Below are 10,720 nucleotides of genomic sequence, written 5' to 3' on the forward strand. Positions count from 1 at the left end.
GAGGACCGTCAGCGCCGCGGCAGGGACCCATGACCCATGCCGCCCAGGCGTCCCCTGGCGGACAGTGGCCGAGGAGTCACCGACCCGCGGGGCAAGAGGCCCGCGGGTTTTCGCCTGCGACCTCTGTCGCAGAACTGGCGTGAGCAAGAGGGAAGGGACGGACAGCATGGTCCAGTCTTCGATGACGGAGAGCGGCAGGGCGGCCGCCGGTGCGCCGGCGCCCGGACGGGCCTGGCTGATGCTGACCCTGGCCACCGTCGGATTCGCCGTCAACTTCTGGGCCTGGGCGCTGCTCAGCCCGCTCGGCCCCCGCTTCAAGGACACTCTGGACCTGACATCCTTCCAGCAGTCGCTGCTGGTGGCCGTACCAGTCGTCGTCGGCTCCCTGGGCCGCATCCCGGTCGGCGCACTGACCGACCGGTTCGGCGGACGCGTCATGTTCCCGATCATCTCGGCGGCCACCATCGTCCCGGTGCTCTACCTCGGTCTCGCCGGCCACTCCTCGCTCACCGCCCTGCTGGCCGGCGGGTTCTTCCTCGGCATCGGCGGCACCGCCTTCGCCGTGGGCGTGCCCTTCGTGAGCGCCTGGTTCCCGCCCGAGCGGCGGGGTCTTGCCATCGGCGTCTTCGGCATGGGCATGGGCGGCACCGCGATCAGCGCCCTGACCACCGTGAAGCTGGTCGACGCGAACAGCGTGGCGACGCCCTTCCTGATCACCGCGGGGGTGCTCACGGCCTACGCCGCCGTGGCCGCGCTGGTGCTGCGGGACGCCCCCGGACGCACCGTGCCGTCCGAACCGCTGAGACGGCGTATGGCCGCCACCCTGCGCCTCGGCGTCACCTGGCAGGCGTCCGCGCTGTACGCGGTGGCCTTCGGCGGCTACGTCGCCTTCTCCGTCTACCTGCCCACCTACCTCAAGACCGGCTACGACCTCACCCAGGCCGACGCGGCCAACCGAATGGCAGGCTTCGTGCTGCTCGCGGTGGCCATGCGGCCGATGGGCGGCTGGCTGTCCGACCGTATGGGCCCGGTGCGGGTGCTGGCCGGCACGCTCGCGGTCGTGCTGGTCGGGGCGCTCACGCAGTCCTTCACACCGGCCCTGGCCCCGGTGGGCACGATCGCCTTCCTGGCCATGGCCGCCGCGCTGGGCGCGGGCAGCGGCGCGGTGTTCGCCCTGGTGGCCCTGATGGCCCCGGCGAACAAGGTCGGCTCCGTCACCGGCATCGTCGGCGCCGCAGGCGGCCTGGGCGGCTTCGTGCCGCCGCTGCTGATGGGCTCGCTGTACGGCGCCTACGGCTCCTACGCGATCGGCCTCATCCTGCTGGCCGCGGTCGCGGCGGTGGCGCTGGCCTTCACCGAGACCGGGGTGCGACACGCGCTCACCCGCCGCACCCGCACCGCCCACTCCCACTGAACCGACGTAGAGCAGAACCGGAGTCCTTCGATGTGCGAATACTGCGGCTGCCAGTCCGTGGCGACGATCGACGAGCTGACCCGCGAACACGACGAGGTCGTCACCCTCATCAGCCACGTGCGCGACGCCCGGCACGGCGGCGACATCGCCGGCATGGCCGAAGTCGCCCGCCGCATCACCGCCGTCCTGGACCCGCACACCCAGGTGGAGGAGCACGGGCTGTTCCCCGCGATGGCCATGGAGTTCCCCGACCACATCGCCGCCCTGGAGGCCGAGCACCCTCACATCGAGGCGGTGCCGGCCGAGGCCGCTCACGGCGTGCCGGGGGATCCCACCTGGCCCGACCGGGTGCTGGAGGTGCTCGACGTGCTGCGTGATCACATCCTCAAGGAGCAGGACGGCGTCTTCCCCGCCTCGCTGGCGACCCTGTCGACCGAGCAGTGGGAAGCCGTCGAGGCCGTGCGCGCCGAAGCGGGCAGCGCCCTGTCCCGGCCTGCCGCCTGACCGCCCACGGCCGGGCGCCAGGTCGCGCCAACCCCGCCCGTTCACCGCTCCTGTGCCCGACCGGACCGTCCCGGCCGGGCACAGGACGTTCGGCCGACGCGCCCGGGGCGGAATGCACGGTGAGCACGGAGACCAGCCCGGAACGGGCACAGGCGCGCATGGACGGCGAACTGGCGAAGGCGCTGGTGCGCAGCCGCCGCTTCTTCACCCGCGCGGAGATCTCGAAGGACCTGCGCACCCTGCACAAGGGCGGCGGGCGCAAGGCGGACGAGTTCTACCGGGACCGCTGGTCGCACGACAAGGTGGTGCGCACCATGCACGGGGTGAACTGCACCGGCTCGTGCATGTCCGTGACGGCGAGTTGGGATCGTTGCTGCAGCTCGTCCGGTTCGTCCCGTGGGACGGCCCGTCCACCGGGACGGTGGACGGGCCGCGAGGTCGTCAGCCGGAAAGGCCGTCGTAGGACGGCAGGCTGCTGTCGATGAACAGGTGCCTGTCGCCGGGGCGGTTCTGGGCCAGCTTCTGCGCCGGCAGGACGCCGAGCGAGAAGCCGACATGGACGAGCTGCGCAGGCAACTCCTCGGCGGCGGCGGTTCCGCGTGCCGTGATCGTGTCGAACCCGGCGTTCTCGGCGTAGCCGATGCCCTCCTCAAGGCTGTCGAATACCTGCCCTTCGAACAGGTCTGGGGCGTGGATGTCCGGCCCGTCGCAACTGCTCGGCGAACTCGCGAACGCCGGCGGTCAGCCCGTGTCCATGGTGGAAGACCAGCACCTCAGCCACGTTGCTCCTCTCGTGCTGCGGTGCCCGGATGGTGCCGCGGCACGAGTGTGGCCCGCGGCACTGACAGCCACGGGCCTCGGCCGGAACCTTCTGGGCGGCGCAACCACTGTCCACCACCGCTGCGAACGCGCGGGGCCGTGCGCATCACGGTGAGCCGTCGGCGCGGGCGGCGGGACGCGGCTTGGCCGGCTCAGCCGAGCAGTTGTGCGCTGCTGACCGGTTCGCGCCGCTGCTGTCCATTGATGCGGTGCCGCTCGATGGACGAGCGCCGGTACACCTCCTGCCGCACCCGCTGGATCTCACCGATGGGCCGGTGCTCCTCACGTGAGCGCCACGGTGTGATCGACGTGGCGTCGGCGGCCGCCACGTTGTCGTCCCCGCCGATGTCCTGACGCGGGAGGTCCACACGGGCGACGGTCACCCAGGGGGACAGCTCTTCGGGCCACTTCACGGAGGTGTTGTCCACCGGCATGCGGGCCAGATCGGTGTTGAGCTGCACCTGGAGCTCGAAGGAGTGGTCCCGCTCCGCGGCCTCGGCAACCAGGGTGCGGCGGAACGCCTCGTTGTCCGCGCGCACATCCACGATCTGGTGCGTGAGGGAGGCCAGGGACTCGACCGTCGGCACGGTGCGGATCTTGGCGATGTGATCGCCGTACCGGAAGGCGCCCATGCTGTTGTAGGCGTACGACAGCAGGTTCCTGCGCGGGACGGTGGTGAACGAGAGCATGGCGAACAGTTCGTCCCACAGCCAGCTGTCGGGATCGGTGAGCGTGCCTCGGCGGGTCAGGAACTCCGCCATCCAGGTCTTGCGGCGGGCGGGGTTCGCCAGTCCCTCGGGCAGCTCGGCGAACAACTCCTCGATGACCATGTAGTCGTAGGCGGTGTTCGCGAAGAAGACCTCGTTGTTGATGAGGTTGAGGTCGAAGGTACCGGTGTCCGGTTCGTCGGCCAGCAGTGAGGGGCCGGGGACCCCGAACAGCTTGATGCCCATCCCGCACGCGGCGCCCAGCTGGTGATCGGGACGCTGGTGGCCCAGACCGTTGGAGTAGCGGACGACGGCGTCGTACACGGCGGGCAGGGCGAAGATGCCCTGCCCGTGGAAGCCTCGGTTGTCACCGATCGTGACGGTGGCCTTGAGCAGGCCGTAGGTCTTTCCGTGGGCGGTGCGGACGGCGCGGCCGACGGCCTCGCGCTCGACCGAGGCCCCGGTGCGCTGTGCCACTTGTGCGACCACAGCATCCAACTCCTCCTGGTAGCCGGGACGTTCGGCGGGGCGGTAGTCCTCGTAGCGGACGGGGTCCATGGTGCTGCCTCCCTGTGCGGTGGTGTCGATCTCGAACGCTAGCCATCAATTAAATTGTGCACAACATAACTATCTGTGATGAATCACACGCAGGCCAGTGGAACCACATCGTGGGCACGGCACCCAGGGTCGATTCGGCCTTTTCCCCGCCTGTGCGTAGACACGGTCCGCTCTGAATGGAACGCTCCCTACAGAGACGCGGACCTGTTCTCCCGCTCCGCCGGTTCTTCTTCCGCTCGTCGGTCGGCGTCGCCGCTCCAGCGCAACTACGCCCCGTTGTCCGCACGAGCCGTGCGTCCCCACCAGTGCGCAGATCTCGCAGCAACCGATTCCTCGTACGCCCAGATTCCTCGCCGGGAGGAGTTCACCGCATGAGAGTCCGAGTCACCACTGCGGCACTCGCCGCCACCGTTTTAGCCATGGCGGCGCCATTCGCCGCCGCCGCCGCGGCCCAGGCCGCCGACCCAGCGGAATTCGTCGTGGACACCACCTCCGACGCGGTGGACGCCGATCCGTCGGACGGCCGGTGCCGCACCGTCGGGAGCCTGCAGTCTGCGTGCCGCCGTCATGGCCGCCAACACCCGGCCGGGCAGTACGATCACGCTGCCTCCCGGCCGCTACCGGCTGACGATCCCGCCCGACCCCCGGCTGATCATCGGCGACCATCCCGACCCGACCACGGGGGACCTGAACGTCGACGCACCCACCACGATCCGCGGCGCCGGCGCGCGTAGCACCGTCATCGACGCCAACCGCCTGGACCGGGTCTTCCGCCTGCGGGCGGACACCCACATGTCCGATGTGACGATCACCGGGGGCAGGGCCAGGCAGCGCGAAGTACCCTTCGCCGGCACCGGTGGCGGCGGCATCGCCAACGGACGGCACCTGACGCTGCGTCGGGTCGCCGTGACCGGTAACTCCGCCGGCTACGGCGGCGGCATCTTCAACGTCCCCGACTCCCACCTGGATCTCGTCGACAGCACGGTCAGCCAGAACGCCGCGGGAGAGGCCGGCGGCATCAGATTCGACGACAGCGGCACCGTGACGAACTCGACGATCGCCGACAACCGGGTGACGGACCCCGGCGACCGCCCCGGCAGCCTCGGCGGCTACGGCGGAGGCATCGACATCCGCGGCCTGGGAACCGTGCAGATCCTCAACTCGACCGTCACAAGGAACAGTTCCAGCCGTGGCGGGGGCGGAATCAACATCGCGCCGGCCTATCTGGACAGCCTGCCCGCGCCCATCCCCGACATCATCGATCTGCCACTGGGGCATCTGACCCTGCGCAACTCCGTCATCGCGGGCAACACCGTCGACGGCGCGGCCGCCGACTGCGAGAAGGCCTTCGCCACCATCAGGTCACGCGGCCACAACATCGACGGCGACGGCAGCTGCCGGCTGACCGCGGCGGGTGATCTGCCCAGCCGCGACCCGCTGGTCGGACCGCTGGCGGACAACGGCGGCCCCACGGACACCGTGGCGCTGCTGCCCGGCAGCCCCGCCCTGGACGCGGCCGACGGCTGCCCGGCAACCGATCAGCGCGGCGTCGCGCGCCCGCAGGGCGCCACCTGTGACATCGGCGCATACGAGCACACGCCATGACCCCCACCCCGACACCGGCACCTCTGGAGCGATGGATGAGAGTCCCGAGCCCGCGCCCCGCCCTGGCCCGCGCCACAGCAGCCGTCGCGGCCCTGCTCCTGTCACTGGCCGTTCCCCCACCCACGGCGGGCGCCGCTTCCGGCCCCGACTCCCCGGTCGTGCGTACCGACCGGGGCTGGGTGCGGGGCGCGGCCGTCCGCGACGGCGGGCGGGTCTTCCAGGGGATCCCGTTCGCCGCCCCGCCGACCGGTGAGCTGCGATGGCGTCCGCCGCGCCCCACGCCGCGATGGTCCGGCGTACGGAACGCCACCGCACCGGCCCACCCCTGCCCCCAGTTACCGCTGACGCTGCTCCCCGACGGCGGCCCCGTCCTGCCCGGCGAGTCCAACCGCACGGGCAGCACCGTGGAGGACTGTCTGTACCTCAACGTCCGGACACCCGCCCGCACCGGCAACCGCCCCCTTCCGGTCCTGGTGTGGCTGCACGGCGGCGGCAACGTCTACGGCGCGGGCAGCGACTACGACGGCGCCGCGCTGGCCGCGCGGGGTGTGGTCGTGGTGACCGTCAACTACCGCCTCGGAGCACTGGGGTTCCTGGCCCACCCCGCCCTGTCGGCCGAGAGCCCGGACCACGCCTCCGGCGACTACGGCCTGATGGACCAGCAGGCCGCCCTGCAGTGGGTACGGCGCAACATCGGTGCCTTCGGTGGCGACCGGAACCGGGTGACGCTCGGCGGCCAGTCCGCCGGATCGGCCGACACCTGCCTCCACATCGCCTCCCCGACCGCGAAAGGCCTGTTCCACCGGGCGATCCAGCAGAGCGGAGCCTGCGCCTCGCCCGGCGGTCTGACCCCCCTCACACTCGACGCGGCCGAGCGGAAGGGAAGCGACTTCGCGGCCTCGGTCGGCTGCACCGGCCCGACGACCGCGGCGGTCTGCCTGCGTGCCGTGCCCACCACCGAGCTCCTCCGCGCCACCGGGACAGGGGCCGCCTCCCTGTGGGCCCCGAACACCGGTCCCCGGGTACTGCCCCGCCCCCCGCACACCGCGTGGGCCGAAGGACGAGTGAACGCGGTCCCGACGCTGAGCGGCAGCACCCACGACGAATACCGCTACTTCACCGCGCTGTACGTGGACCTGCTCGGCGGCGGCCCACTGACGCCCGACTCGTACGCCGAGCTCATCGGGGTCCAGCACGGCAACCGCGCGACCGCGGTCCTGGACACCTACCCGGCCTCGGCGTATCCGTCCGCCAACCTGGCCTACTCCGCCGTCGGCACCGACCAGCGGTTCGCCTGCCCGGCACGGGCCGACAGCCGGCTGTACGGCAGCCGCGCACCTGTCTACGCCTACGAGTTCCACGACGCGGAGGCACCGCCGTTCATCCCGGCACCGCACACGCCGCAGGGCGCCTTCCACGCCTCCGAACTGGCCTATCTGTTCCCGACCGACGCGGTAGCGCCCCTGACGCCCGCTCAGCGGCGGCTGTCCGCCACGATGACCGCCTACTGGGCCCGCTTCGCGGCCACCGGTGACCCCAACGCGCCCGGGACTGAGCCCTGGCCGCGCTACACGGCCGAAGGGGACCACATCCAGGTGCTGGCACCGGACCGGGTCGGACCCACCACCGGGTTCGCGGCCGACCACCACTGCGCGTTCTGGCAGCCCGCTCCCACTCCCGGAGGAGCCGTGCGATGACATCGACACCGGCCCTGATCCGGGACGGGCGCCGGACACTGCGGGAGGGCCCGGACGCCCTGGCCGACCGGCAGCGGGAACGGCTGGCCGCGATGGTCGACTTCGCCCGCACCCACTCCCCGTACTACCGCGAGCTGTACCGGACGCTGCCCGAACGTGTCGAGGACCCCGCCCTCCTGCCGGTCACGCGCAAGCAGGACCTGATGGCGCGCTTCGACGACTGGGTCACCGATCCCGAGGTGACCATCGACCGCGTACGGGCCTTCGTCGCGGATCCCCGGCGGGCCGGTGAACGCTTCCTGAGCCGGTATCTGGTCACCACCACCTCCGGAACCACCGGCCACCGGGGCCTGTTCCTGCTCGACGACCGCGCGGCGGCGGTGGTCAGGGCCCTGTCGCTGCGGGCCGTCGGGCGTACCCTCACGCCCGCCGTGACGGCCCGGTTGCTCGCCCGCCGCATGCGCTCGGCGCACATCGTGGCCACCGGCGGCCATCTGGCCGCGTACACCGTCATCGTCCGCTCCCGCACGGCCGGTCGGCTGCCCGCCGGGGGCCGCCGGGTGCTGTCGGTGCACAGCCCGCTGCCTGAGTTGGTGGACCAGCTCAACCGCTGCCGCCCGGTGTTCCTGTCCGGCTACGCCACTGTGATCGCGCTGCTGGCCGGCGAGCAACTGGCCGGTCGGCTGCGGATCACGCCGGCCGTGGTGTCGCTGCTGGCCGAGGGCGTCAGTGACCGCGACCACCACAGGATCCGCTCTGCCTTCGGGGCGCACCTGGTCAACACCTACGGCTGCAACGAGAGCCTCGCCTTGAGCTACGGCTGCCCGTCGGGATGGCTCCACGTCCACAGCGACTGGCTGATCCTGGAGCCCGTCGACCCCGACCACCGCCCCACCCCGCCGGGCCGCGAGTCCTTCACCGTGCTCCTGACCAGCTTGGGCCGATGGGCGCAGCCGATTCTGCGCTACGACCTCGGAGACAGCGTCCTGCTGCGTCCTGACGCGTGCCCGTGCGGAGACCCGCTCCCCGCGATCAGGGTACGCGGCCGCGCGGCCGAACTGCTGTCCTTCCCGCGCCGGGACGGCGGCACCGTGCAGATCGTGCCCATGGCCTTCGAGACCCTTCTGGAGAGCATCCCGGGCATCGAGCTGTTCCAGATCGTCCAGACGGCGCCCGCGCGCGTCCGCGTGCGGATCCTGTCCGCCGCCGGAGCCGATCGGGAGCGACTGTGGGCGGCGGTGCGAAAGGAGTTGGTCGCCCTGCTCTCCGCCCACGGCGCGGGCCAGGTGAGCGTCGAACACGGCCACGAGCCACCCGAGCAGACTCCGGGCGGCAAGTACCGGGTCGTCATTCCCTGGCCATGACCCCGTTCGACGGGGCGTCCTCGCCAGGGACGCCCCGCACCGGAACGCCGTGGTGAGCCGCCAGCGCCAGCAACGCCACGCGCAGTGGTCCGGTCTCCAGGACGGTATCCGGCTCGAACCAACGGGCCACGGCGGTTCCGCTCGCCACCCTCAGCGTGAAGCGCGCCAACTCGTCCGCCGCCTCGGGGCGGTCACGCAGCGCGAAGACGGAGCTCACCGAGTCCCGGGCCCAGGCCACCAGCGCGTCGCGGTAGTGACGCACCTCGGCCACCGCAGCCGCGCTGGCGTCCTGCCGCACCATGCCCAGCCCCAACAGCAGCTTCACACCGTGCGGGTGGCGCTGGAAGGCGTCCCCGACCTCTGTGAGAAAGGTGTCCAGACGCTGCGCGACGTCGGCTCCCGGCACCTCGGCCGGGGGCAGAGCCGCCAGCAGCGCGGTGCCGGCGCGCTCCAGCACCGCGACATAGATCCCGTCCTTGCTGCCGAAGTGCCAGTAGATCGAGCTGACCGGCAGACCACATGCGGCGGAGATCATCGAGATGGACGTGGCGGCGTAGCCGTGGCGCGACATCAGGTCGGTGGCGGTGTCGAGTATCGCGTCACGGGACCGCGCGCCGCGGCCCTGGGCCGGTGCCTCCGTCATACGGCGACTCTAGAGGATGCACCGGCCCACGTGCCTGACTCGAACCCCGCTCGGGCGTCCGCGGGGCGCGGCAGGGGACGGGGGCGGTCCTCAGGTGTCGGGCATCGACGGACCGCCCCCGCCGGCTCATTTCGCCAGTGGACCGAACTCCTTGCGGGTGTCCACCGGCTTGCCGAACAGCTGCCACCGCTCGCCCTTGAACCGCATCAGCTGCATCGTCTCGATCGGGAAGGCGTCATCGGGCCCGGTGGCGAGGGTGACACCGGGCAGCAGCATGTCGACCTTGACGTCCTTGAGGTTGCGCACCGAGTCCCGCAGCCCTTCCCTGGTCGGGCACTTCATCGTGTCCAGGGCCTTGTGCAGGCTGGAGGCTGCGGCCCAGCCGTAGGCGTTGAACTGGTTGGCCGGGTCGGAGTCGGGCGCGTACTTGCGCAGCGCGTCCTGGTACGTCTTCATCTCCGCGTCGTCGGCCCACTGCGGGTCGGCGGGGTCCTTGAAGTAGGTCGCCGACACCACGCCCTGGACGTTCTTGAACCCGACGGGCTTGAGCACCGTGGCGGACGAGGACACGTTGTTGACGATGTGCAGCGGGTTCCACTTGGTGTTCTTGGCGTCGGCGGCGAGGGCCTGGCTGCCGAACTTCGGCGTGGTGATGTTGAGCAGCACATCCGCCTCGGACCGGGCGAGGCTCGTCATCTGCGCCGAGACGGAGGGGTCGGTGACCTCGTAGCTCTCCTCGGCGACCACCTTGATGCCGCTGCCGGCGACGGCCTCCTTGAATCCGCCGAGCAGGTCCTTGCCGAAGTCGTCGTTCTGGAAGAGGACCGCGACCTCGGCCTTCGGCTTCTCGTCCTTGAGGTACTTGGCGTACACCCGCGCCTCGGACACGTAGTTGGGCTGCCAGCCGATGGTCCAGGGATGCTTGTCGTCGGTGCCCCAGAGGGAGGCGCCCGTGGCGACGAAGGGCTGCGGCACCTTCTGCTTGTCGAGGTAGTCCCAGACGGCTGCCGTGGACGGAGTGCCGAGGCTCTGGAACACGGCGAAGACCTTCTCCCGCTCGACCAGTCTGCGGGCCTCCTCGACCGCCTTGGGCGGCTGGTAGCCGTCGTCGCGGACGATGAACTCCACCGTACGGCCGTCTATGCCGCCGTTGTCGTTGACGTGGCCGAAGTAGGCGGTCACGCCCTTGCTGATCGTGCCGTAGGCGGAGGCGGGTCCCGACAGCGGGTAGATCCCGCCCAGCTTGATGGTCTTGTCGGTGATGCCGGTGGTCTGCTGACCCTTGCACGCGCCGTCGGCGGCGCTGTCCTGGGAGTCCTGCCCTCGCTGGCTGCTGCAGGCGGTCGCGGTGAGCAGGGCGGCGGTGGCGGCCGCTGCCGCCCGCAGAGCGGTGGTCTTGCGCATGGGGT

At 71.2% G+C, this 10,720-nt stretch carries 9 protein-coding genes and 1 pseudogene; 7 read left to right on the forward strand and 3 right to left on the reverse strand.

What is annotated here, in order from left to right; translation table 11 throughout:
* Window positions 1-166 precede the first annotated feature (166 nt).
* The 4 genes and pseudogenes from FVS66_RS21495 (at window position 167) to FVS66_RS35170 (ending at window position 2,555) form a co-directional block, all read left to right on the forward strand.
* On the forward strand, window positions 167-1,414 hold the full coding sequence (locus FVS66_RS21495; protein ID WP_399225993.1) for a nitrate/nitrite transporter: 1,248 nt from the start codon (window positions 167-169) through the stop codon (window positions 1,412-1,414).
* A gap of 30 nt (window positions 1,415-1,444) precedes the next feature.
* On the forward strand, window positions 1,445-1,918 hold the full coding sequence (locus FVS66_RS21500) for a hemerythrin domain-containing protein (RefSeq protein ID WP_149182819.1): 474 nt from the start codon (window positions 1,445-1,447) through the stop codon (window positions 1,916-1,918).
* 158 nt (window positions 1,919-2,076) lie between these two features.
* A pseudogene (locus FVS66_RS36920) lies at window positions 2,077-2,262 on the forward strand (hypothetical protein); the annotation flags it as partial.
* Window positions 2,263-2,399: 137 nt separating this feature from the next.
* The gene (locus FVS66_RS35170; protein WP_187645640.1) at window positions 2,400-2,555 is read left to right on the forward strand and encodes a hypothetical protein; all 156 of its coding nucleotides are present in this window, start codon (window positions 2,400-2,402) and stop codon (window positions 2,553-2,555) included.
* A gap of 334 nt (window positions 2,556-2,889) precedes the next feature.
* Here the strand turns inward: FVS66_RS35170 and FVS66_RS21510 are convergent, their stop codons facing one another.
* Entirely contained in the window at window positions 2,890-4,002 is a 1,113-nt protein-coding gene (locus FVS66_RS21510) for a catalase family protein (RefSeq protein WP_149182820.1), read from the reverse strand.
* Window positions 4,003-4,569: 567 nt separating this feature from the next.
* On the opposite strand from FVS66_RS21510, the gene FVS66_RS21515 reads away from it, so the two are divergent.
* Genes FVS66_RS21515 through FVS66_RS21525 form a run of 3 tightly spaced genes read left to right on the forward strand, consistent with a single transcriptional unit; the run spans window position 4,570 to window position 8,668 of the window.
* On the forward strand, window positions 4,570-5,607 hold the full coding sequence (locus FVS66_RS21515; RefSeq protein WP_262387127.1) for a right-handed parallel beta-helix repeat-containing protein: 1,038 nt from the start codon (window positions 4,570-4,572) through the stop codon (window positions 5,605-5,607).
* Between the two features lie 35 nt (window positions 5,608-5,642).
* On the forward strand, window positions 5,643-7,304 hold the full coding sequence (locus FVS66_RS21520; RefSeq protein WP_149182821.1) for a carboxylesterase/lipase family protein: 1,662 nt from the start codon (window positions 5,643-5,645) through the stop codon (window positions 7,302-7,304).
* Window positions 7,301-8,668 (forward strand): phenylacetate--CoA ligase family protein, encoded by a 1,368-nt coding sequence (locus FVS66_RS21525; protein WP_149182822.1) that lies wholly within the window; start codon window positions 7,301-7,303, stop codon window positions 8,666-8,668. Before FVS66_RS21520 ends, FVS66_RS21525 begins: the two co-directional genes overlap by 4 nt.
* Here FVS66_RS21525 and FVS66_RS21530 read toward each other — a convergent pair.
* Window positions 8,652-9,311 (reverse strand): TetR/AcrR family transcriptional regulator, encoded by a 660-nt coding sequence (locus FVS66_RS21530; protein WP_149182823.1) that lies wholly within the window; start codon window positions 9,309-9,311, stop codon window positions 8,652-8,654. The two genes, FVS66_RS21525 and FVS66_RS21530, sit on opposite strands and share 17 nt — an antisense overlap.
* A gap of 126 nt (window positions 9,312-9,437) precedes the next feature.
* The gene (locus FVS66_RS21535) at window positions 9,438-10,715 is read right to left on the reverse strand and encodes an ABC transporter substrate-binding protein (RefSeq protein WP_149182824.1); all 1,278 of its coding nucleotides are present in this window, start codon (window positions 10,713-10,715) and stop codon (window positions 9,438-9,440) included.
* Between the last annotated feature and the right edge of the window lie 5 nt (window positions 10,716-10,720).

This window comes from Streptomyces sp. TRM49041 (assembly GCF_008271805.1).
Taxonomy (GTDB): domain Bacteria; phylum Actinomycetota; class Actinomycetes; order Streptomycetales; family Streptomycetaceae; genus Streptomyces.